This is a genomic window from Shewanella sp. 10N.286.45.A1 (assembly GCF_041470405.1).
Lineage (GTDB): Bacteria > Pseudomonadota > Gammaproteobacteria > Enterobacterales > Shewanellaceae > Shewanella.
Genome location: NZ_JBFRMK010000176.1, coordinates 3264 through 26149 on the forward strand (window position 1 = coordinate 3264; position 22886 = coordinate 26149).

At 45.0% G+C, this 22886-nt stretch carries 19 protein-coding genes; 14 read left to right on the forward strand and 5 right to left on the reverse strand.

Annotated features, from left to right (window positions below; genetic code table 11):
- The first annotated feature begins 380 nt into the window (after nucleotides 1–380).
- The 5 genes from AB4238_RS13845 (at nucleotide 381) to zapE (ending at nucleotide 9015) form a co-directional block, all read left to right on the forward strand.
- On the forward strand, nucleotides 381–2672 hold the full coding sequence (locus tag AB4238_RS13845) for a nitric-oxide reductase large subunit (protein WP_372033949.1): 2292 nt from the start codon (nucleotides 381–383) through the stop codon (nucleotides 2670–2672).
- Between the two features lie 446 nt (nucleotides 2673–3118).
- On the forward strand, nucleotides 3119–4657 hold the full coding sequence (gene norR, locus AB4238_RS13850) for a nitric oxide reductase transcriptional regulator NorR (protein WP_372033950.1): 1539 nt from the start codon (nucleotides 3119–3121) through the stop codon (nucleotides 4655–4657).
- Between the two features lie 167 nt (nucleotides 4658–4824).
- Entirely contained in the window at nucleotides 4825–6234 is a 1410-nt protein-coding gene (locus tag AB4238_RS13855) for a M16 family metallopeptidase (protein ID WP_372033970.1), read from the forward strand.
- Nucleotides 6234–7769 (forward strand): M16 family metallopeptidase, encoded by a 1536-nt coding sequence (locus AB4238_RS13860; RefSeq protein WP_372033951.1) that lies wholly within the window; start codon nucleotides 6234–6236, stop codon nucleotides 7767–7769. The genes AB4238_RS13855 and AB4238_RS13860 overlap by 1 nt, the downstream gene beginning before the upstream one ends.
- Nucleotides 7770–7827: 58 nt before the next feature.
- On the forward strand, nucleotides 7828–9015 hold the full coding sequence (gene zapE / locus AB4238_RS13865) for a cell division protein ZapE (RefSeq protein WP_372033952.1): 1188 nt from the start codon (nucleotides 7828–7830) through the stop codon (nucleotides 9013–9015).
- 27 nt (nucleotides 9016–9042) lie between these two features.
- Here zapE and AB4238_RS13870 read toward each other — a convergent pair whose 3' ends face one another.
- The 5 genes from AB4238_RS13870 to glnE all read right to left on the reverse strand — a co-directional run bounded on the left by AB4238_RS13870 (nucleotide 9043) and on the right by glnE (nucleotide 14661).
- On the reverse strand, nucleotides 9043–9429 hold the full coding sequence (locus AB4238_RS13870; protein WP_372033953.1) for a DUF3224 domain-containing protein: 387 nt from the start codon (nucleotides 9427–9429) through the stop codon (nucleotides 9043–9045).
- 62 nt (nucleotides 9430–9491) lie between these two features.
- The gene (locus AB4238_RS13875; RefSeq protein WP_372033971.1) at nucleotides 9492–9959 is read right to left on the reverse strand and encodes a nuclear transport factor 2 family protein; all 468 of its coding nucleotides are present in this window, start codon (nucleotides 9957–9959) and stop codon (nucleotides 9492–9494) included.
- A 464-nt stretch (nucleotides 9960–10423) separates the two neighbouring features.
- Nucleotides 10424–10804: a hypothetical protein gene (locus AB4238_RS13880; RefSeq protein ID WP_372033954.1), complete on the reverse strand. Its 381-nt coding sequence runs from the start codon at nucleotides 10802–10804 to the stop codon at nucleotides 10424–10426.
- 123 nt (nucleotides 10805–10927) lie between these two features.
- Nucleotides 10928–11584 (reverse strand): DUF4347 domain-containing protein, encoded by a 657-nt coding sequence (locus AB4238_RS13885; protein WP_372033955.1) that lies wholly within the window; start codon nucleotides 11582–11584, stop codon nucleotides 10928–10930.
- Between the two features lie 227 nt (nucleotides 11585–11811).
- Nucleotides 11812–14661 (reverse strand): bifunctional [glutamate--ammonia ligase]-adenylyl-L-tyrosine phosphorylase/[glutamate--ammonia-ligase] adenylyltransferase, encoded by a 2850-nt coding sequence (glnE, locus tag AB4238_RS13890; RefSeq protein ID WP_372033956.1) that lies wholly within the window; start codon nucleotides 14659–14661, stop codon nucleotides 11812–11814.
- Nucleotides 14662–14993: 332 nt separating this feature from the next.
- Here glnE and AB4238_RS13895 point away from each other — a divergent pair, with 332 nt between their 5' ends.
- The 9 genes from AB4238_RS13895 to AB4238_RS13935 all read left to right on the forward strand — a co-directional run bounded on the left by AB4238_RS13895 (nucleotide 14994) and on the right by AB4238_RS13935 (nucleotide 22871).
- The gene (locus tag AB4238_RS13895) at nucleotides 14994–15953 is read left to right on the forward strand and encodes a hypothetical protein (RefSeq protein WP_372033957.1); all 960 of its coding nucleotides are present in this window, start codon (nucleotides 14994–14996) and stop codon (nucleotides 15951–15953) included.
- A 13-nt stretch (nucleotides 15954–15966) separates the two neighbouring features.
- Entirely contained in the window at nucleotides 15967–16866 is a 900-nt protein-coding gene (locus AB4238_RS13900) for a DUF350 domain-containing protein (protein WP_372033958.1), read from the forward strand.
- 67 nt (nucleotides 16867–16933) lie between these two features.
- Nucleotides 16934–18655 (forward strand): polyamine aminopropyltransferase, encoded by a 1722-nt coding sequence (locus AB4238_RS13905; protein ID WP_372033959.1) that lies wholly within the window; start codon nucleotides 16934–16936, stop codon nucleotides 18653–18655.
- A gap of 91 nt (nucleotides 18656–18746) precedes the next feature.
- Nucleotides 18747–19160, forward strand: a complete 414-nt coding sequence (locus AB4238_RS13910) for a YjfI family protein (RefSeq protein WP_220736527.1) — start codon at nucleotides 18747–18749, stop codon at nucleotides 19158–19160.
- A gap of 12 nt (nucleotides 19161–19172) precedes the next feature.
- On the forward strand, nucleotides 19173–19862 hold the full coding sequence (locus tag AB4238_RS13915; RefSeq protein ID WP_220736528.1) for a PspA/IM30 family protein: 690 nt from the start codon (nucleotides 19173–19175) through the stop codon (nucleotides 19860–19862).
- An 11-nt stretch (nucleotides 19863–19873) separates the two neighbouring features.
- Entirely contained in the window at nucleotides 19874–20527 is a 654-nt protein-coding gene (locus AB4238_RS13920) for a hypothetical protein (protein ID WP_372033960.1), read from the forward strand.
- Nucleotides 20528–20633: 106 nt separating this feature from the next.
- The gene (locus tag AB4238_RS13925) at nucleotides 20634–20963 is read left to right on the forward strand and encodes a hypothetical protein (protein WP_372033961.1); all 330 of its coding nucleotides are present in this window, start codon (nucleotides 20634–20636) and stop codon (nucleotides 20961–20963) included.
- Between the two features lie 45 nt (nucleotides 20964–21008).
- The gene (locus tag AB4238_RS13930) at nucleotides 21009–21800 is read left to right on the forward strand and encodes a potassium channel family protein (protein WP_372033962.1); all 792 of its coding nucleotides are present in this window, start codon (nucleotides 21009–21011) and stop codon (nucleotides 21798–21800) included.
- Nucleotides 21801–22187: 387 nt separating this feature from the next.
- The gene (locus AB4238_RS13935) at nucleotides 22188–22871 is read left to right on the forward strand and encodes a hypothetical protein (RefSeq protein WP_372033963.1); all 684 of its coding nucleotides are present in this window, start codon (nucleotides 22188–22190) and stop codon (nucleotides 22869–22871) included.
- The last annotated feature ends 15 nt before the right edge of the window (nucleotides 22872–22886 follow it).

A 22886-nucleotide genomic window follows, 5' to 3' on the forward strand; every position in this document is an offset into this window, starting at 1 on the left:
TTAATCGCAATCAATGCCTCGCCTACATGGATGTAGGTGCTTAGGTTCAGCATGGAGCAAAGAACCTGTGATTAAAGCCCCTTAAATTCCCACTGAATCCTGCATCTTCAAGTAGAACGGGTATATACCCGTGCTACCTGAAGTCACTGTTTGTATAGATTTTATCCAGTCTAGTCCCCCACCTGCAGTGTTAAAGTATTAACTCATTGTCAAAAAGACATTCACTGTCATATGGACACTAGTAAATACTGTCCTTATGACAACACTTTATTATCAACAAAAACACATACTCTATATAAATCAATAGTATAGACAATTGGCATGTTATCTGCTCTAGCAAGGTTCGCCTGAATAACAATAACGTTGCGCTAAGAGGACTTATGAGCAAACAAAGACTAACTGCAATCGCACTACTGCTGGTGCTAATTGCTTCATTTACCGTACTGCTGAGTATTGGTAGTGAGATCTATCGAGAGAAGCCGCCTATCCCGACGGCTTATGTCGATAACCAAGGACAAACACTGTTTAGCAAAGATGATATCGAACAAGGTCAGTTAGTTTGGCGCTCTATGGGGGGGCATCAACTAGGGTCTATTTGGGGTCATGGTTCATACGTTGCACCAGACTGGACTGCAGACTGGTTACACAAAGAAGCTCAAGCTTGGTTAGATATCACAGCGATGCAGCGCTTTAATAAAGACTTTGCTCAACTCGATTCGCAGCAACAAGCAGGACTTGAGCAAGCTCTACGAGAAGATATTCGTCGCAATACAGTCGTTCAGCAAGCCAATGGCGATACAGAGATCACCCTTTCAACCACTCGTATCGCAGCGATTAAACAGGTAGAACAGCACTATATAGCACTATTTGGTGACGACCCTAAGCTATCATCGCTACGCGAACAGTATGCGATGAAAGAGGGAACCGTTCCTAGCTTAGATCGCCGCGAAAAACTTAATGCCTTTCTATTTTGGGGAGCATGGGCTGCCGTTACTGAGCGTCCAGATACCGACTATACCTATACCAACAACTGGCCATTTGATCCGCAAATTGGTAACACGCCAACCTCTGACAACGTTGTTTGGTCTATTTTAAGTATCGTGACCCTAATTGCCGGTATTGGTGCACTTGTCTGGCACCATGCCAGCGGCAAACATGAAAGTTTACCCAAGCCTGCCGATCAAGATCCTTTGTTCTTTACAAAACCGACGAAGTCGCAGAAGGCTGTAGGTAAATACTTTGTCACCGCGATAGGTCTGTTTTTACTGCAGATATTGCTCGGTGGGATCACCGCCCACTATGCCGTCGAAGGGCAAAACTTTTATGGCATTCCACTATCAGAGATCTTGCCATACTCGGTCACCCGAACCTGGCACACTCAGCTGGCTGTATTTTGGATTGCCACTGCATGGTTAGGCACGGGGCTTTACATTGCACCTGCACTGTCAGGTCACGAACCTAAGTTCCAACGCATTGGCGTTAATATACTTTGGGTTGCCTTAGTGGTTGTAGTCCTTGGCTCTATGGCCGGTGAATGGATAGGCGTACAGCAGTACTTTGACCTAGACATGAACTTCCTATTTGGCCATCAAGGTTACGAATATATTGATTTAGGCCGCGTGTGGCAGGTGCTATTACTTGTAGGCCTGCTTATCTGGCTAGCGCTAGTTACCGCAGCCATGCGTCCAGCGTTAAAAGTTAAAGGTGAGATGCGTCCAGTTATTTGGGTGCTATACGCTTCATGTGTTGCGATTGGTCTATTTTACGGTGCTGGCCTATTCATGGGTAAACACACTAACCTCGCAATAGCCGAATACTGGCGTTGGTGGGTCGTTCACTTGTGGGTTGAAGGCTTCTTTGAAACCTTTGCCACCTCTGTGATCGCCTTGATGTTAGTTCGCCTTGGACTCATCCGTGCTCGCAGCGCGAATGCTGCAGTGCTATTTGCTACGGTTATCTTCTTAACCGGTGGTTTGATTGGTACTTTGCATCACCTGTACTTTACCGGCACACCAACCTCAGTGATTGCATGGGGCGCAATTTTCTCTGCACTTGAAGTGGTTCCGCTAGCATTGATTGGTTTCGAAGCAGTTGAAAGCTACCGTCTACGCGCAGCAAGCCCGTGGATGATCCGTTACAAATGGGCGATTATGTTCTTTGTGGCAACAGCCTTCTGGAACTTAGTGGGTGCGGGCATATTAGGCTTCCTAATTAATCCACCTATTGCGCTGTACTTTATTCAAGGTCTAAACACCACAGCAACTCATGCTCACGCAGCATTCATGGGTGTATATGGCATGTTAGGCATGGGACTGATGTTGTTCTGCTTACGCGGATTAACAGGTCAAATGCAGTGGAATGAAAAGCTATTAAAAGGTGCTTTCTGGACCATGAACATTGGTTTAGCGGCAATGGTGTTTATGTCGCTACTGCCTGTGGGTATCGTGCAGTTCTTTGCTGTTATCGATAATGGCTACTGGTTTGCTCGCTCACCAGAGGTGATCCATAGCCCACTGGTTGAAACCTTAGTGTGGATGCGCATGCCTGGCGACGTATTGTTTAGCTTTGGCGGTCTGTTTATGGGCTACTTCCTATTCGACATTATCAAAAAAGCGCTTGGCAAAAAGAAAGCCGCTGAACTGGACAATGACCAAGCTTCAGCAAGTGCATAAACCGTAAAAGAAGCATAAGTTTAAGGGCGCTGTTATCTAGCGCCCTTTTTTATTCTCTATCTATACCCGTTCTACTTGAAAATGCTCGTTTCAGAGGCGTTGTGCCAGGTCAATTCTAAGCGCGTTAACGTAGAAATGGTTGTTCCCTTTTAAGTTAGTGCAACAACGAAGTGGGCTGGCACAAAGCCTTCTACGATGGGCGCTTCTTATATAAAAAGCATGGACTTTACTCTGTGTTATTGATTTAACCAAGGGAATGACCATTAATGGCAATCAATGCCGTGATTAAAGTCCATTAAATTCCCACTGAATTCTGCATCTTCAGGTAGAACGGGTATAACAGTATATTTGACACTGCCCACATTGAGCTTTAATGTCAAAAAGACAAAACACACATCTCACTTAGCAAAACAGCTCGCAGCTTAGCGACGCTATGGATATAACCTATGTCTTTAAGCCAAACCGACCTTACTCGTATCGCCTTAGATATTACTGCGGGTCTGTCTGATCACGACCGCTTCTCGCGCTTACTCGATACCATAAGACAAACCTTGCACTGTGACGCTGCAGCGCTGCTGCAATTTACTGGTCAGCAATTTAATCCGCTTGCTATCGATGGCCTCAGCCCAGATGTGCTTGGACGGCGCTTTATTCTCAGCGAGCATCCAAGGCTTGAAGCTATCGCTCGTGCTGGTGATATTGTTCGTTTTCCCGCTGACAGCGAACTGCCCGACCCTTACGATGGCCTTATTCCCCATCAAGGCGATCACTTAGTGGTGCATGCCTGTATTGGCTTGCCGCTATTAGCTAATGGCGATCTTATTGGTGCGGTCACCATCGATGGTTTCGATCCACAGCAATTTAATGCTTTCAGCGACAATGAACTGCGCACCCTAAGCGCGATTGCAGCGGCATCACTCAGTAATGCCTTGATGATCGATAAACTGGAGAAACAAGCGGTGCAGTCTCAAGAGGTCACGGCTGTTGCACGGATTAACACCGATGCGCCAGTGGAGATGATAGGTCAGTCGACTGCCATGAATGCGCTGAAAAACGAGCTTAATGTGGTGGCCGGCACCGACTTAAATGTGTTGATTTTAGGTGAGACAGGTACCGGTAAAGAGCTGGTTGCTCAATCAATACATCAGCTATCGAACCGTGCTAAGCAGCCGTTGGTTTATCTGAACTGCGCCGCACTGCCTGAATCAGTGGCTGAAAGCGAGCTTTTTGGCCATGTAAAAGGCGCATTTACCGGCGCGATTAGTCACCGTAGTGGTAAGTTTGAAAAAGCCGACAACGGCACACTCTTTCTAGATGAAATTGGCGAGTTACCTTTAGGGCTGCAAGCCAAATTATTACGAGTGTTACAGTATGGCGATCTACAAAAAGTCGGTTCAGATAAAAGCCTTAAGGTCGATGTAAGGATCATTGCCGCAACCAATAAAGATCTCAAACAGGAGGTGCTTGCAGGGCGCTTTAGGGCTGACTTGTATCATCGACTCAGCGTATTTCCGATTATGGTGCCGCCACTACGAGAACGAGATGGCGATATTACCCTGCTGAGCGGTTTCTTTGTCGAGCGTTGCCGCCAGAAGTTAACCCTAAAAAGCTTAAGACTCGATAGCCACAGCTTAGCGCTACTCAATGGTTACGACTGGCCTGGTAACATTCGAGAACTGGAGCATGTTCTGCACCGCGCGGCAGTGCTTTCAAGAGCGCAATCAACATCTGATAGCTGTCTTATCGCGCCGCAGCATTTTGACTTTCAAGCAGAAGCAATCCAGAGTGTTACGAGCAAACCTAAGTCTGGCGCCAAGGCGTTGCCAAGCAACCAAACCTTGAAACAGGCTACGGCGACATTTCAGTCGCAATACATTCAGCAGGTACTCACAGAAAACCAAGGCAACTGGGCTGCCACAGCCAGAGCATTAGCGCTCGACTCAGGTAATTTGCACCGATTGGCTAAACGTATTGGTATAAAATAGCTAATCTAAACAAACGCTAGGCAAGATAGTAGCTAGATAGTAGCTAGATAGTAGCTATAAGCAAAACAGAAAAAATCAAGTCGTTCTATTACGTTGCAAAAGGATGAAGCACATTGAGAACATCGGCAAACAGCTATTTTTTCAGCAAGCTAATTTGTATTGTAAGCATTAGCTGCAGCAATGCTTATGCTGCAGAGGTTCAACAGCCGAGCAGCGTTAATGCCAGTTGCGATCTTAGCGCCCAAGCGGCGCCTTTGTATCAAGCTGAGCAGCGGATCCAATATCGCCAATTAAGCAATGGCTTACAAGTGAGAACTTTGGCTGTCGACGGCTCATCATCGGTGTCTATTGCTAGTCAATTTGATGTTGGTTCTAGAGATGAAGTTAAGGGGCAGACGGGTTATGCCCACCTGTTTGAACATATGCTGTTTAAAGGCAGTAAAAATGCTCCCGGCGACAGCTATACCCAAACCATGAGCGAGTTGAGTGGTCAATTCAACGCGAGTACCTTTTTCGACTTCACCAATTATTACCTCACGATTCCAGCTCCGGCATTGGAACTCAGTTTGTGGTTAGAAGCTGATCGCTTCCGCTACCCCGCCCTCACTGCAACCACGGTAAAAAATCAACAAGCTGCAGTGCTTGAGGAGATGGCCACCAGCATTGATAACCAACCTTATGTGCGCAAAGCAATGGAGTTCTTGTTATCTCAAGTTGAAGGTACGCCCTATGGCCATGCGGTGATAGGCTCTGTTACTGATGTAAAAGCCGCGACGCCTGCATCGCTCAATGCGTTTCATCAGCGTTTCTATCGGCCAGATGCCATGCAATTGAGTTTGGTTGGCAATATTCCTAAGCAGACCGATACCTGGATAGACAATAGCTTTGCCAGCTGGGAACAGCCGAGTGATAAACGTCAGCCGTTGGCAGATCTCAACATTAATGCCAAGGCTGTACATGGCGAAATTATCGATGATCGCGGCCCCTGGCCTGCGGTATTGCTGGCTTGGCATACCGCTGGCGCAGGCTCCGAAGATGCACCAGCACTCGCACTGCTAGAAGCTTATCTGTTTCAAAATAAAAGTAGCCTCATTGAGCGCACAAGCCTAAAAGACCCCGACCAACTACTGACTTATTCTATTCCGCTACAAATGCAGCATCATGGAGTCACTAATCTGGTACTCGTGCCTCGGGCGCGTACCTCACTTGATACATTAACCGACAATGTAGAGCAGCTTATCGCATCGGTAACGACTAAGCCGATTGCTGCGCAGCAGCTTTGCCAGCTAAAACAGATCTGGCTCGATAAACGCTTAACAAGATTAGATAACCCATCTCTAATGGCTCGTACCTTATCAGCGACTCAGCTACGTGACAGCGCTGCGCCATTAACTGGCGAGTGGCAAAGAATAAATACGGTTACTGCTGCCGACCTACAACGGATTAGTGAGCGCTACTTTAGTCACAAACGAGTACGGTTGGACCTGCTGCCACCGTGGCATATACGTGCAGCGAAGACAATTCTTGAGTGGCTGCCAAAGGGCGCTGCAGATAGTCTTGAAGAGAGTGTAATGTGATGAGACATTGGATAAAGCAGCGGATGAGAGTGACAAGTATCGCATTGATAGGCTATTTAGGCCTGTACCTATTAGGTTGTCAACAAATTCACATTGAGTTTACCGATAGCGCATCGACCACATTGCCCCAGTTCAACAACATCCAAGCAGCGCCTGTGATTAATGCAATGCACTTTGAACTTAAACATAGCGTTGAACAGCAAAACTATGTTGATGGCAGCAAATTATTTGTATTCTCTGACCCACAATCAGGCCTTGATAAGCTAACTCTTGTGGCATACAGCAAACAGCCTTTTGCTAATATGGATGTTTTACTCGCAGCGTTTGAACAGAAGCGTCGCTGGCTTAGTGCGAAACAAAGTTTGAGCTGCGCCGATAGCATCCGTTTTCGTCCCTCCCTGCACAGTATCGCCATCAGTATTAGCTGTCATCAACTGCCTGCTGAAGCCGCCACGCTATTAAGCGATTTTTGGCAAGCAGATAGCTTTAATGAGATTGATATCAGCAACGTAAAACGTCAGCTAAAACTTGCTAAACATATCAACGCCTTTAGCGGTGCAGAGATAGATACTGTTTGGGCAAAAACCATTTTGGGCGAAACCCATACCTACAATCAAGCGCTCAATGACAGCGAGCTTGCCGACAACTTAACACTTGCAAGCCTCAACGCAGTTAAAGATAAAATACTCTCGCAATCATCTTGGGCAGTATTGAGCAATCAAGCTCTACTTTCCGGCGAAACTGGCGAAAAAAGCTTACCCAATATTCTCTTATCTGATGCTGTAGCATTATCGGTAGCAGTCAATGCAGCAACAGATAACAGTGATGTTCTCCCAATAAATCAGCCCGATATCGCGCTCGGAAATCAACAGAAAAACCTCTATATTATCGACGCGCCAGGTAGCGTACAGACACAAATAAGAGTCGGTTATCCGCTAGCTAGAAACTCGAGCACGACAGCAACCCATCAAAAACAAGTCATCTTAGATAGCAGCGCTAGCGCACAAGACTGCCAGCTATTAGCCAGCTGGCTAGGTCGCAGCTTTAGCGGCCGACTGTATTACGATTTGCGAGAGGTGCGCGGTCTAACTTATGGCATCTATGGTCGCTGCTATGACAATCCGCTTTCACGCACGATTAAGTTTTATGGCAGCACTCAGTTACAGCATAGCGGTGCCTTTATTGATGGGGTACTAAAACATCTTACACTCGCGGCCTACAGCCCTGTCAGCCAAGCTGAACTAAAGGCAATCAAGACCTATAACAGCAGTAAGCTGCTGCTTCGTCAAGATAACCCAATGGCACTAGAGGTTGATACGATTCGCCAGTTGACCTCAGGTTATTCTCCGGCATACCAACAGATGTTTGCCGATAAAATTGCTCAGTTGAATGCTGCCGAGTTGCAAGCTATCGCCAATAATGTGTTCAGTCGTACACCCTATATCGTGATCCGCGGCGATCTAGAGAAAATACGTCAGGATCTACAGCAGAAATTACCGGGTTGGCAGATTATTGAAGTGTCAGCCAATGACTAAACTTTTTAAATTAGCTTGTTATAATGCGCGCCATTGTGAGTAATAAAACGAATTATCGATGACATCTTTTAGCGCACCATTGCAACAATCGACTGCAAACGTTGAGCAGCAAAAACCTGGCCCATTGGCGCGCTATCAGCAGCATCTAAGTCAATCAGGCTTTGTCGACGATAAAAGCCAATATCAAACGCTAGAAGCTTTAGAGAGTTTGTACCAAGCACTCACATCGACACACGATAATAAGCCGCCCTATAAAGCAATTAACGGCTTATATTTGTGGGGAGATGTGGGCCGTGGCAAGACCTTTTTGATGGACATTTTCTATGAAAGTGTTGCAGGATTGCCGCGGTTAAGGTTGCACTTTCACCGCTTTATGGCACGTATTCACAAAGCGTTAATCGCCGAGTCAGGTCATAGAGATCCGCTACAGCGTATTGCTAAAAATATTGCAGCTGAGTGCCGTGTGCTCTGTTTTGATGAGTTCTTTGTATCGGATATTGGCGATGCAATGCTGCTTGGTAAACTTTTTGAAGCATTGTTTAGTGAAGGGATAACCTTAGTCGCCACCTCAAATATCCCTATCGATGAGTTATATAAGAACGGCCTGCAAAGACAGCGTTTTCTCGCCACCATTGAGCAGTTGAACCAGCATACACAACAGTTACACCTTAGCGGTGAAGTTGACCACAGGCTGCATGATACTGCTTACAAACAACGTTATTTTGTTAACGATGCGAGGCAGCAACACAGTGACTCTGCAGCGCACTTTGACTCAATGTTGAATTCATCAGTGCCTATTTCAACAGCACTCATCGTTCATGGGCGGGTGATTGAGACTATCAAATATAACGAGCATATAGCCTGGTTTAACTTTGATGCCCTATGCGATGGCCCACGTTCACAATTAGATTATATCGACATCGCCAGCCGCTTTAAGGTGGTGATCTTGTCTGCGGTGCCAGTACTAGGCGGTGAGCCGAGAAGCTGGATCCGTGCCCGTGGCACCGAAGATGGCGCTGTAGCGATAGAAACCGGCGAGAGACAGCTGTCCTATGCGGTTAATGATGATCCTGCCAGACGCTTCATCAGTTTGGTCGATGAGCTATACGATCAAGGTGTCACTTTGTATATCCAAGCCGATGTACCTATGGAGGCACTATATACCGGTGGCGCGTTAAGCTTTGAGTTTAGGCGAACCTTAAGTCGACTCACTCAGATGCAGTCAAAGGCGTATTCAAGTGATTAAGCACACACGCCTTAATATGCAACCGTGTTATTTCGGTGGATTGATCTCGTAGTCAAAATGATAACGGTGAACACCAGATTCTATCTTTATCATCATCGAACCGGAGATCCCGGCAAGATCTGCAGTACCAGAATCGGGCACCACCAGCACAGATAAACTGTCTATCCCTTTATCCATCACACCGGTATGGTGAAAAGAGACTTCACCTTGTCGCCCATCAATCATGCCGACAAAGGTTTCAATGGCGACGTATGCTGCCGACCCGACAGTCGCAGTTCGCTTACTCAACATCTGCCCTTTACTCGAGCCAGCAATATCACCAGAAAACAACTTAGTAAATGACATTCTACCCGCTTCAATGGCATCATCTTCAGCAGGGGTTAACTCTATAGAAAACTCTCCAGTCGCTATCATTGCTATCTCCTTTATTTTATCTACGCGTTAAACTCAGCTCTGTAACCATCTCGGCGGCCCCCTTACTCATGATATTTACGGATCATCACCACTTTGCCATCTTCAATCTCTAACACTTCCATCATAATTGAAGTATAACTAACTGGCTGATTGCTCTGTGGGTGGATCCCTTTAGCACTGTGGGTGTAGCGAATCGCAACCGCTGTATCGTTAAAGGTAAACAGATTGAGTAGTTCTGCGCTATATTCGCTATGTGCGCCCAGATAAAAAGTCATCCCTTTACGCATACTTTGCTTGCCATCGGGATGACGACTGTCATCGGTTTCATAGGGAATGTGTTGATGACCGACATCGTCGCTGAGTAACGCCAAATAATTCTCCAGCTCTTTCTCCGTCGCGCCGGGCGCTTGAGACGCAACCATCACCTCAAAATAGTGCTGGGCAATTTGTCGCATCGTCGCCTTGTCATCTTCTGCTTGAACACAATTAATGTTTAATAAACCTAATGCTGTAATCAATACTGCAATCATCAAACGCTTCAAAATAAACTCCCTTTACTTGGAACGAGCTCCCCTGCAATCAAATCAACAAGAGGTTCGACATTAAAAGAGCTACCATAACACCAGTTTGATTTACCTTTCAATTATTTAGCAAGTTACGATATTGAATGTCGAATGAAGAGAATTAAGCTTATAGGAGGGTTAGCGATTTAAGCTAACTCACTTAATGAATATGAAGTTGGGTTACTTGTTTAGCTGCTTATAAGTTTTAGCCTCAGCTAACTTTACCAATGCTGTTCCGCGCTTGCTGCACCAACTCTCTTGCAAAATAAATACCTGAGTACGAACACGAGAAACCAGCAAAAGGATGATCGGGCGACAGCCCCCCGTAATCGCCAAGTTTCCCCTCTTACTAAGCGGGTGTTTTCAGTTGATAACCAATTAAGCTAATACTGTTTGATGTAAAGAAGTGTCTTAAGTGAATGACTAAACCATTAAATAAACATCGCGATCATGCCGCCAATTGTCGCAGCAGCTTTAACATATTGACCTGCAGTATAAGAGGAGTCTTCTTTCTCTTCGACTTTATCTGGGTGATCAAGCCCTAACGCGCCAAAAGTAAACGATTTTAAATCAGCCCCTTCATCACTTTCTGTGATTGTGGTTGCACTCGCTTGTTGCTCTTGTGCAAGCTTTGATTTTGCTGCCTCAGAAAGAGTCACAGAAGACTCTGCGGTCTCTGGTTTAGTCATTGAAGTAGAGGGGATATCTTTAGCTATAGCATCTGTATTGACTGCGGATAATCGACTTTTAACGTTTGCTAACGCATCTAAGTTATTGGTCAAATTACTGTTGACCTCGTTAACGTATGTCATCAAATAGTCCTATAAACAACAACAAGTTATATTGATGTGCATAGTAGCAGTAATTTAATAAAAGCCTAGTTAATGGAAAGTAAAATATGCTACAAAACGTATCAAGTTAAACCGCTGTTATAGCTAGAAAAAACCGACGAAGTCATTAGAGGCTAGATAATGATGTTCAGTCCCGCCGAATGCGCTAACTTCCAACTGAGTGAGTCCAGTCAATAAGGTTAAAAAGCCATCTCCTTTAGGATTAACAATCCTGTCTGAGGTCAACAGCATTAAGTTACTCCTAGCGCTAAATTTTTCCCCAAACTGGGCAACACTGTCTTTATGCTGCACCAGGTAGTGCTTATCAACCCAACGTCCAGCGATGTAGATCGCATCACTGGCAGCAGCTGCAACCATCACTACCCCAACGTAATTGTCTCCATCGCTAAGCGCTTGGTTAATCTGCGAAAAGGGCTCTTGAGTTTCATTAAGCACAAGTAGGTCTATCTCGCCTTGTAACCTTTGTAATAAACCCTCTAAATCTTGCACGCTATTATCCACAATAACCAAAACCTTTGAGCTTTCAACATTGAGCAGAGTCGCGGCTAAAGGTTGTTCAGTTGCGGTCACCTCGTTAACGAAGAGCAGGCAGCACAGCAGAAGTAACCATGAGATAGGGAACTGTCTTGGAAACTTTATCTCCCTCGCCGCCTGATCTGATTCTGCTTCGCTAAATAACTCCAGATGAGTCAAGTTGTCGTTAAAGGTTGAATAGGTAGAATCTTGCTTAAGGCAGTCCATATCACGCCTCCTAGATTAAATAAGTCTATCGACCGTTAACCTAGGCAATGCATAGAACGAACCAAAATAATAACCAACTGATTTAATGGCTATTAACGCCGTAATGCTAAGTGGAAATATATAAAAACCTTGCGACAGTCTTATTTTGCGGAGCAATTTGCAGATAGCAAACAGACATAAGCTAAAGCTTATTTCTGTTTGCTAATAGATTGATTAAAGACGCTGAGCTAGTGCAAGATCTGCTGATAGATCTCAATAACCTTATTAGCATGGTGCTGCACGGTAGCTAAAGGTAAGGTCGTTTCAACCTGCTGCAGTGTTAACCTGTGGCTCTCATCGCGCAAGTAGCAATAGGCTTGGGTGAGCGCTTGCGCACTCGCGATTGGGATCAGTTCCAGCTCTGCTAGTTGCTCAAAGATCCGTACATTGTCAGACCAAAAAGACAGCGCTTGATACTCGCAAGCATGAGCCAGCACTAAATACTGCGCAATAAACTCAATGTCGGCAATGCCACCGGGACTCTGTTTAAGATCAAACATTTCTTGTGGTACTTTGAGCAAATGTTGGCGCATTTTGAGGCGCATATCGCGCACCTCTTTTGCCAGTAATGCATTATCACGGTTAGACTCTAATACATCTGAGCGCAGCTCATTAAAGCGAGTAGACAAACTATTATCACCAAACATAAAGCGCGCTCTTACTAATGCTTGATGCTCCCATGTCCAGGCATCAGTGCGCTGATAATCACCAAAGTTTTCAATTTCACTCACCAGTAAGCCTGAGGCACCAGAGGGGCGTAAACGCATATCCACCTCATAGAGTTCACCCGATATAGTGCGGGTTGAGAACAGGTGCAATATTCGCTGCGCTAGCTTCAAATAAAAATGACCAACATCAATAGCTCTGTCACCATTGGTCTGCCCACCTTGTGGTGCATTGTGTAGGAATACCAAGTCAAGATCTGAGCCGTAGCCCAACTCTAAGCCACCAGCCTTACCGTAGCCAATAACCGCAAAACCCATTTCATTAGCTTTTAGATTGTCAGGCACACCATGGCGAGCAGAAATCTGCGCCCAAGCTTGTTGTACAACCTGCTCAATAATGGCTTCAGCCAAAAAGGTAAGGTGATCGCTCACCTGCATAACCGGTAAAACGCCTGTGACATCAGCAGCAGCGATCTTCAATTGCTGCGACAGCTTAAATTGTCGCAGTGCTTCCATCTGCTGCTCCATATCATCTTCAGGTACTCGAAGAAGATACTGCCTAAGTTCACTGCCGTAATCATCCAGAGCCGTAGTATCATATAATTGAGCGGGATCAATAAGCTCATCGAGCAACATTGGAAATTTGGCTAGCTGCTGGGCAATCCAAGGACTGGCGCAGCACAAACTAACAAGCTGCTGTCGTGCACCAGGGTTTTCACAAAGTAGTTCAAGGTAAGTCGTGCGAGTTAGGATTTGATCTAACACTTTAGATACAGGATCAAATGCCTTGGTTGGCTGAGAGTGAGCGGACAGGTCGCATAATAACCGTGGCATCAACTTATCGAGTGTTTCTCTACCACGTGGGCCAATTGTTCTGCGCACGACAGTATCGTGCCACCGATTCAACATAGGCCACAGTTGAAGATCAACCTCTTGCTCTTCCAAAATCGCAAACGCGGTCTCTTCCTCTTGAGCATTCCACAGTTGTTGTGACCAAGTTTCATTACTGTCTTCTTGATCATTACCACCAACCGTCTCTTTAAAATGGCGATGTATGCAGCTCATCGCAGCTTCGATCTGTTGCCGCAAATCCATCTCATTGTCAGCGTCAAATGCCCAACATAACCGTTGCCAGTCAAGCTCATTGGCAGGGAGGGTTTGAGTTTGTTCGTCGTTAATTGCTTGTAAAAGATTTTCTACTCGACGCAGCAACAAGTAACTTTGCTTGAGTTCATCGAGTGCCAAATACTCTATTTGCCCAAGGTTATACAGGGTCTCAATCGCGGCAAACAAGCTCTGCTGCCGCAACGCAGGTTCGCGACCACCACGAATGAGCTGAAAACTCTGCACCACGAACTCAACCTCTCGAATGCCACCCGCTCCGAGCTTTATATTGTCATTGAGCTTTCTACGGCGTACTTCTTGAGTAATAAGCCCTTTCATTTTTCGTAATGATTCAATCGCAGAGAAATCAAGGTAACGGCGATAAACAAAAGGCCTTAGCAAGTCGTGCAATTCATCTGAATCTGCAGTCCATGGGCCGAGCGCTCGCGCTTTAACCATGGCATAACGTTCCCAATCACGCCCCTGCTCTTGATAGTAGTCTTCAAGACCACTGAAACTGACAACCAGTGGGCCACTCTCGCCATAAGGGCGCAATCTCATATCTACTCGATAAACAAAACCGTCTACCGTAGCTTGATGCAATAGATTAACTAAGCGCTGCCCCATGCGGATGAAAAACTGCTGATTGTCGAGGGAACGACGCCCACCGATCGTTTCACCGTGCTCAGGAAAAGTGAACACCAGATCAATATCGGAAGAAAAATTAAGTTCTCGTCCGCCGAGTTTACCCATGCCCAAAATCAACAGCTTTTGTGCAACTCCTTCAGGGCTAGTCGGCGTGCCAAGCGAGTTACACATATCTTGATATAGCCAATCACGGCCAGCAATAACTAATGCCTCCGCGAGTGCTGATAGATCTAATAGCGACTCCTCCAGCGGGGCGTAGTCCATATAGTCTCGCCATGCGATACACACCATTTGTTGGTTACGATACTGGCGTAAAATCTTTTTAACCTGCTCTTCATCGCTTACTACAGCTAACAATTCGTGTAGTTCACTATCAAATAGATTTCTTTCTAGGCCATTGAGCTGCTGTGTGAAAAGGCTTTCAATCCAGTGGGGGTGTCTACACAGTTGAGTCGCAACAAAATCACTTAGTGCCATCATGGTTTTAAGTTCTTGTTGCTGCTCTTTAGATAAAGAGACAAGTGCCTGCGGGGATATATCAACTAATCTTTGCCAGTAGTTTTCAACGTTAGCAGCCATTTGAGTGGAAACTTCTTTTTTACCCAGTAAAGCCGCGCGCATAATAATCCCTAACAATTTTGACTCTCGACATATTATGTCTCGAGTGCTATAAAAATGTGATTGAGTTTTTTAATTGATGTTGGCTGCATGAGTAAATTAACGCTTATATGCCTTTGAAACATCAATCATTGTATTTTTGTGCTCTAATACAGAATACTATACCCAAAGCATTAGTAATTGCAGTACAGCAAAGCTGTTTCTCTTGAGAATTCAATATTTCAGCACATGAAAGATCCAACTCATGTACTAAAATAGCAAGCTAGGCAAAGAAAATAGCCGCAAGAGACTGACAACCATTAATGCCTTACCTTAACTGAATTTTTGGAGAAAGCATGGCAGGAATGCTAATTCGTGTTCTCACCGTTATTTTGGCGTTTTCACTCGCAGGATGTGGTGATGATAGACCAGAGCAAATTGCAAAGTACCAGCAGCTGACTCAACAGCGACTGGACTCACTTAGCACCATGCTCAATGACGGCCAAGTGCGTAATGCAAATTTATTGCAGCAATATACTAGCGTCCTATCGCAGCAGAAACCCGATTTAGCACCGCTGCTAAATGAGTTGGCAACCGATGCGACCAATCGTGGTCCAATGTTTACCTCATTGGTTAGAAGAGCAACAGAGGCTCAAAATGCAGCTAATTTTGTCGATCTTGATCAGCAATTAGCAGAGGTCGAGAACCTCTATCAAGCGGCAGATCCTAGCCTATATAACGACATGCTCTCCGATCCTCTCAATGTGGTGGCAGATATGTCTGACGGTGCACTTGCACGAGTCAACTCTATTAGCCGTGAAGCCGCTGCATTAGCTAATGGTTCAGAGGACTTTGGTGCAGGTAGCCAGCTAGTCGGCAACCCCTCTTACGGTAACTGGCAAACAGGCTCTAATGGCATGTCATTTTGGGCATGGTACGGCATGTATTCCATGTTCTCTAACTTAACACGTGGTCCTATTGGTTATGACCGCTGGTCTAGTCGTCGTAACTATAGCTACTACAATGATGTTGGCCGCTACCGCTATACATCGCCCAAGCAAGCTCGCGCACAAACTCAAACTTATGAGCGCACCAAAAAGCAGTACAGCTCCCAGGGCAAAAGGTTTGATAGTCCGTACGCCAAATCACGTACCGGCTCAACCAGTTTATCTAGACAAAGTACGAGCACACCTAAAGCAAGCTCAACAGGACGCACTGCAAGTAGTAAGAGCAAGTTCCGCTCTAACTATTCTAAAGACAGTAGCTTTCGTAATTCCAGCAGTCGTACTACTCGCGGTGTTCGCCGAGGCAAATAATTAAGGGACTCAAATGACATTTTTTCTAAACAACGGCATCACGCCAGATCTACTGATTATTTTAGCGATTGATCTTACAATCGCTGTACTGCTACTGACCTTAATGCGCTATCTACAGGGCTGGACCGTTAAAGTTAATAGCCGCCATGAACTTGCTGAGAATGATAACTTTGCTTTTGGGATCAGCACGGCAGGTGCTGTAGCTGCGCTAGGTATTGTACTTACAGGTGCGATAACTGGTGAGGCGGCTGAATCATACTTGGTCGAAGCGATTGGCATGAGTGCTTATGGCTTGTTTGGTTTATTCCTCATCAAACTTGGTCGTTTTTTACATGACAAAGTTGCTCTGAATGAGATTGATAAGAATGCACTCATCGTAAAGGGCAATGTGTCTGTCGCGATTGTAGATGCCGCCGCCGCTATCGCGACCGCAATTATTATTCGCTCGGTATTGATGTGGGCAGAAGATCTAACCGTCTACACCTTCATCGCTATCTTTAGTGCCTTTGCTATCTCGCAGTTAATGCTAGTGATCCTAACTCGTGTGCGTGCCAATCGTTATGCTAAGCGTAACCAAGGCGCCTCAATGCAAGAGGCATTAGCCCAAGGACACACGGCACTGGCTATTAGACACGCTGGATACATGTTAGCAATGGCATTCAGTTTCAATGCTGCAAGTCACTTTATTATTTTCAATCCAGAAGCCTATGTTGCTAACTTAATTGGTTGGTTGATATTCTCAGTCATTATGCTGCTTTCACTGTCTATTTTGATAAAAATAGTCAAAAAGTTAGTGCTCGCTAACATCAACCTGTTTGATGAAGTAGAGAAGCAACATAATGTCGGCGTTGCCGCTGTTGAAATGGCGATCAGTGTCTCTATAGCGCTTATTCTCGCAGCATTGATGGCCTAATCACCCGCTAAAAATGGGAGCAACATTGCTCCCATTTTCATCATACAGTTAACCCAATAGACTTAGCATGCCAAACAGCTCTCAAAAAGACACCTTAGCGCCAAACACTGCAAAACCAGGCAAACTTGGCTGGTTTGATGACGTACTACTGCTTGGAATAATGGCAGTACTTGCAGGCTGTGGCCTGATCTACGAATACTTGTTATCCCATTATGCCGGCCGCATTCTTGGTGCACTAGAAGCCGCTATTTACACCATGATAGGGCTGATGATTGTCTCTATGGGCATCGGTGCTTTTGCGGCGCGTAAGATCCGTTGTGCGTTCACCGGCTTTGCGGTACTTGAGCTCACTGTCGCCTTATGTGGCTCATTAGCCATTTTAATCACTGCCGCGGTCATTGGCTTCGGCCAGCAACTGCCATTAATTGTGGCCCAAACACTCGGCCTTCCCAGCGATCAGCTACCTGATGGTGGCTTTATTGGTACCTTACAGAAACTCAGTGAGTACTTACCCTACTTTTGGGGCGTGTTGTTAGGCTTAATGATTGGGATGGAGATCCCGCTCATTGCCCGAGTACGCCAAGCTCTATCAGAAGCTCACCTGATGCATAACGCTGGCACTATCTATGGTGCTGATTATATCGGCGCAGGCATTGGCGCGGCTATTTGGGTGATGTTTATGCTCGCCATTGATATCCAATTAGCGGCAGCGTTAACCGCTAGTTTTAATCTACTCGCGGGTTTACTGTTTATCTGGCGCTTTTGGGCACAGATCCGCCATGTAAAAATACTGCTAGCAGGACACATAGCGGCCACCGGTATACTCATTATGCTGGCATTGCATGGCCCGACTTGGGAGCAAAGCTTTAATAACCTGCTTTATAAAGACAATGTGGTTTACGCCAAGGCGACACGTTTTCAGCAACTGACTTTCACTGAACGCCTTAGGGGTAATGGTTTAGGCCCTGTTCACTCGCTCTATATTAATGGCCGCTTGCAGTTCGCCAGCAGTGACGAGCATATCTATCACTCTTTTTTAGTGCACCCAACATTGGCTGCCAGCGCCCGCCATGACAAAGTATTGATCATTGGTGGTGGAGATGGCTTAGGGCTCACTCAAGTGCTTAAGTGGCAACCTAAGCAAGTCACTTTGATGGATTTGGATGAAGAGCTGGTTAAGCTATTCAAAAATCCGGATACCGATATGCCGGCACATTTATCCCAAGCCTTGATGTCGCTTAATAAAGACGCGCTAAATGATCCGCGAGTAAGATTAATCTTTGATGATGCGTTTAATGGTGTCGATAAACTGCTTAAAAACGAGGAGAAGTTCGATGCAATTATTGTCGACCTTCCCGATCCTAGCCATCCGGATCTTAATAAGCTCTATTCCGATGCTTTCTATTTAAAGCTTAAGGAACTTATGAGTCGTGATGCTGCCTTAACGGTACAGTCAACATCGCCGTATCATGCACCGAACGCATTTATCTCTGTCGGTAATACCTTAGAGCTAGCAGGCTTTAAAGTTGACCAGTACCACCATAATGTACCTAGCTTTGGTGAATGGGGTTGGACCATTGCCACTTTAAGTGGCAAAAGTGCCAAATCTAGGCTAAATGAGATACAGCAACTGCCTATAGACGATGCTTGGTTTACCCCTGAGCTGATGCATGCAGCTTTTGCTTTTCCGGGTAATTTTTATATCGACAAGCAAACAATTAAACCCAATACCTTAGGCTCAAGCCAGCTGTATCAGTACCACCAGCAGGCTTGGCTAGAAAATCAGTAAGGTTTATTTTTAAACACTGAAGATAGCGCTTGACATATTATGTCTCAGTGGTATCTTTAATCGCAGACATAATATGTCAATGAGGACAAATATGAATATCCACAACATTGCCAACCATCTAAATGAACTTGGCGACAATAGCCATACTGGCTTTCAATTTGATTGTTATCCAATTGATGGCGACGTGGAAGTCTTGCAGGTTAACGTTGTTGGCCGAGAAGAGATCCCCGTATTCGTATCGGTTACGGACAACCAAATCCTTTGCATCAGCTATTTATGGGGCGAGGATGAAGTGAATCAAGAGCGTCGTAGTGAGATGTTTGAGACCATGTTAGAACTCAACATCCCAATGCCACTTTCGTCATTTGCAAAGATCGATGACAAGTATGTGGTTTACGGCGCGCTATCTGTGCAATCAAGCATGGAAGAGATAGAGCAAGAACTGTCTGTTCTATCTGACAACTGTCTTGAAGTTATCGACGAACTCGTCGACTACCTTAAATAAAGGAGCCACATTATGGGCATTCTAAACAAAATTCTTACTGCTTTTCGTGGTGGCGCAACTGAAGTTGGCCAAGGTATTGTAGACGCTAACTCAACACGTATTTTTGAACAAGAGATCCGTGATGCTGAAAAGCACCTTACTAAAGCAAAACGCGACCTAACTGAAGTGATGGCTAAAGAGATGCAAGCTAGCCGCGAAGTTGACCGCTTAAAGCGTGCTGTAGCAGAACATGAAGGCTACGTAGCACAAGCACTTGAAAAAGGTAACGAAGCACTGGCACTAGAAGTGGCTGAGAAAATCGCTGAACTAGACCAAGAGCTAAATGACCAACAGTCAGCCAACGAAAGCTTTGGCGCACATGCTACTCGTTTAAAAGAGCTAGTGCGTAAAACTGAACGTCAAGTCACTGATTACCAACGTCAGCTAACAATGGTTAAAACCACTGAAAGCGTACAAAAAGCGACAGCGACAATTACTGACTCATTTGCGGGTAGCAACTCTAAACTGCTTAATGCTAAAGACTCATTAGAGCGCATCAAGGCTCGTCAGCAATCATTTGATGACCGTCTTAAAGCCTCTGAGACTTTAGCGGAAGAAAATAGCGATAAAGCCTTGCACGATAAGCTAGCTGAAGCTGGTATTGGTGAGCAGAAGTCTAACGCTAACGCTGTACTTGATCGCATTAAAGCCCGTAAAGGCTAAAGGAGAGTGACGTGGGATTTCTAAGTAGCCTATTTGGCAAGAAAGAGGAACCTAAACGTCAACTCGATCACCCATCAAAGTTAAATAAGGGAGATATGATCTCCCTTGATGATAGCTTTGCGCTGCCTCCGCAACTGCGGGGTCAGCAACTGCGAGTTGAAGCGGTCAATACCTATGAGTATGAACGTAAACAACAAACTGAATGGGTGCTTAAAGGTCATGGTAGCGACACCATCTTCCTCGGACTCGATGAAGATGATGAAACCTACCTCGCCTTGTCGATTAAGGTTAACCGCGGCTTGGTAGATCAGCTTTTCGATTTGGAGCAATTTAGCGCCATTTTTGAAGAGCCAGGTAAAGCAGAATTGACGACTAAAGAGTTGTCAGCTGAATTATCTACAGAGTTTGAACAATGGTTATCACCGCAATATCATCAGGTAAGTTTTGCAGGTTTTGGTTATTTTCACCGTCAAGATTATCGCGGTAAAAAGCCACCTCAAGAAGCAGATGGTGCAACGGGGGACCCTTTTGAATCATACCAATTACTGGATGACGACGAAGATAAAGCCATTGATATAGAAGTCTATGATGGCGGTGAAACCGATGTCATGTTGACCCTTTATCGTCCTCTGTCTGACATACGAGACTACTGGCCAGGTGAATAAATGAAAGGTTCTAAACTTAAAGGTTTAGAACCTTTTTTATTTCTGAGTCTATGAGTGATAGCATAAACTGATAAAGCAGATCCAATGGAAAGGTAATACCTGACACATGAGCAAACCCAAAAACACCTTGCCTGAGCAATGGCAACAAAACCAAAAAGCTGCCAAGGCAACGCAAATTGCCTTTGATTTGGACGAAAAATTTCAATATGCCATTCGCAAAGCAGCACTCGACGCGGGTGTTAGCCCTTCTGATCAAATCAGAGATATTCTTGGTTTAACCGTTACCAAGCGCCCAAAGCGTCCTCGGCTTACCGTTTCTTTAAGTACTGATGATTACGCGCAACTTGCCCAGAAGTATAACTTGAGCGCAGAGCAACAATTAGAGATCAAAAAGCACGTTTTAGATGATTTAATCCAATTTAGTTCAGACGATTAGACTTGTCGCTAAAGGGATCGCACTGTAATAACGACGGATCGAAAAATGACCACAGAGAAGCGCTGGCTAATACAACCTGAAACGCCACCAACCCCTTTCCAACTCGCAATGATGATTTTGTCACTGTTGTCAGTGGTTGTGGTGCTAGTACTGACCTTTGGCGGGCTAGATGGAGAAACTCGTCGTTTACTGTTTTTCATCGATACCAGCATCTGCCTTATCTTTATGTCGCACTTTTTCTATGGTTTGTTCAAAGCTGACAGCAAGATGTTGTATTTTAAACATCACTGGATAGATTTTGTAGCCAGTATCCCAGCTATTGAAGCCCTTAGGATGGCACGCCTATTTCAAATCCTCCGCGTTGTAAGACTTATTCGCATGACCCGCTCATTAATCGTGCCCATGGTAAAACAGCGCCGTCAGGCCACTCTTGCAAGCTTACTGGTTGCGCTAATAACCATTTTAACTTTCGCATCAGTGTTGGTGCTTATTGTCGAAAGCGGAGTTGAAGGCGCGAATATTGAAACTGCTGAAGATGCAATTTGGTGGGCGCTAGTGACAATATCAACGGTGGGTTATGGCGATTATTATCCCGTTACGACTGCAGGCCATATCATCGGCGGCGTGGTTATTGTCTGTGGTGTGAGCTTTTTTGGTGTGATTTCCGGTTACATGGCATCAGTTTTTGTCTCTCCAGATGAATCAGAAAAGTTAGAATCCCATAGTGAAGAGATCCGCTCTGAACTTCATAATAGCCTAGCCCGAATGGAAGCGAATCAGCAGATGTTATTAAAAGAGATAGCAGCATTAAAAGAGTCGATAAAAAGTAAAGATTAACCTTTTTGCGCTAACTTCATAGCAAGTTAGCGCCAGCTGTAACCTTGCTACAAATCCCCCTACTCAAAGTAAAACCTCTATACAGCATTTAGAGTGTGCCTAAAGCAACTATCAAAACGACGTTCAAAATAACTTCGCTATAAAAAGAAATATGATGGCGTCTTAAATCTCTCTCCTCTTACCCAAACAACCTATTCGATATCCATATAGTAACCAACTCCATTCTATTCAAAGTTTCGTAGATACTAGCCTCACTCGACAAACTTAACGCCAAAAGCAAAAGCGAAGTCGAAACTTAAAACTACTAATTTCAATAGATTAAGAAGTTTTAAATACACTTTAACTAATAGACAAAATAATTTGTCATTTACTTCGGATGATACGAACATGAAAAAATCACTTATTGCATTATCAACATTAGCAGCACTTACTTTCGGTTCAATCGGCGCAGCAAATGCTGACGTTATGAATGGTGTAACGGGTAAGATTGAAGCGGAATACACCACCCAAGACAAGCATGCAAACGTTGAAACACAACTAGGTTATGACTTTAACTTTGGCGCAGTCTCAGTCATCCCTTTCTTCTCAGCTGAAGCGGCATATTCTGGAGAGCGTAATTTTGAAGATGGCAAACGCGAAGGCTTTGATAATGGCGGCCTAGGTGGTGGTATCAAGGTACAAACTAACTTTGACAATTTCTACGCCTACGTTGAAGGTCGTGCAATGCGCAAAGACCGCATTAAATCGGGTCCAGAATTAACAAAAAACGACCCTGCTGTAATTAACAGCACAGTCAAAGAGTACCGCGCTGAAATTGGTACTGGCTACCAGTTTGACAATGGCCTAAGTGCAGGTATTGAAGCTTCATTTACTCAAGACCGTTTCGAGGGTCTTAAAGATGAAAAACGTGAAATATTCGCAGTAGCGGGTTACCAAGTGTCTGACAACTTCAAAGTCTATGCCAAAGTCGGCCAGGCAGATACTGGCGAACCGAAAGCAGAACTAATGAAAAAGACACTTAACGACGAATGGGAAACTAAGAGCGTTATCGGCCTAACTTACAGCTTCTAACTCTGTATTTGGCAT

Bases quoted from the DNA above. Each gene is read 5' to 3' on its own strand.
- AB4238_RS13930 (WP_372033962.1), top strand. From the start codon at position 21,009: ATGACCACAGAGAAGCGCTGGCTAATACAACCTGAAACGCCACCAACC.
- AB4238_RS13845 (WP_372033949.1), top strand. From the start codon at position 381: ATGAGCAAACAAAGACTAACTGCAATCGCACTACTGCTGGTGCTAATT.
- AB4238_RS13870 (WP_372033953.1), bottom strand. From the start codon at position 9,429: ATGATAGCGACTGGAGAGTTTTCTATAGAGTTAACCCCTGCTGAAGAT.
- AB4238_RS13885 (WP_372033955.1), bottom strand. From the start codon at position 11,584: ATGGACTGCCTTAAGCAAGATTCTACCTATTCAACCTTTAACGACAAC.
- AB4238_RS13895 (WP_372033957.1), top strand. From the start codon at position 14,994: ATGGCAGGAATGCTAATTCGTGTTCTCACCGTTATTTTGGCGTTTTCA.
- zapE (WP_372033952.1), top strand. From the start codon at position 7,828: ATGACATCTTTTAGCGCACCATTGCAACAATCGACTGCAAACGTTGAG.
- glnE (WP_372033956.1), bottom strand. From the start codon at position 14,661: ATGCGCGCGGCTTTACTGGGTAAAAAAGAAGTTTCCACTCAAATGGCT.
- AB4238_RS13925 (WP_372033961.1), top strand. From the start codon at position 20,634: ATGAGCAAACCCAAAAACACCTTGCCTGAGCAATGGCAACAAAACCAA.
- norR (WP_372033950.1), top strand. From the start codon at position 3,119: ATGTCTTTAAGCCAAACCGACCTTACTCGTATCGCCTTAGATATTACT.
- AB4238_RS13915 (WP_220736528.1), top strand. From the start codon at position 19,173: ATGGGCATTCTAAACAAAATTCTTACTGCTTTTCGTGGTGGCGCAACT.
- AB4238_RS13880 (WP_372033954.1), bottom strand. From the start codon at position 10,804: ATGACATACGTTAACGAGGTCAACAGTAATTTGACCAATAACTTAGAT.
- AB4238_RS13875 (WP_372033971.1), bottom strand. From the start codon at position 9,959: ATGATTGCAGTATTGATTACAGCATTAGGTTTATTAAACATTAATTGT.
- AB4238_RS13905 (WP_372033959.1), top strand. From the start codon at position 16,934: ATGCCAAACAGCTCTCAAAAAGACACCTTAGCGCCAAACACTGCAAAA.
- AB4238_RS13910 (WP_220736527.1), top strand. From the start codon at position 18,747: ATGAATATCCACAACATTGCCAACCATCTAAATGAACTTGGCGACAAT.
- AB4238_RS13900 (WP_372033958.1), top strand. From the start codon at position 15,967: ATGACATTTTTTCTAAACAACGGCATCACGCCAGATCTACTGATTATT.
- AB4238_RS13935 (WP_372033963.1), top strand. From the start codon at position 22,188: ATGAAAAAATCACTTATTGCATTATCAACATTAGCAGCACTTACTTTC.
- AB4238_RS13860 (WP_372033951.1), top strand. From the start codon at position 6,234: ATGAGACATTGGATAAAGCAGCGGATGAGAGTGACAAGTATCGCATTG.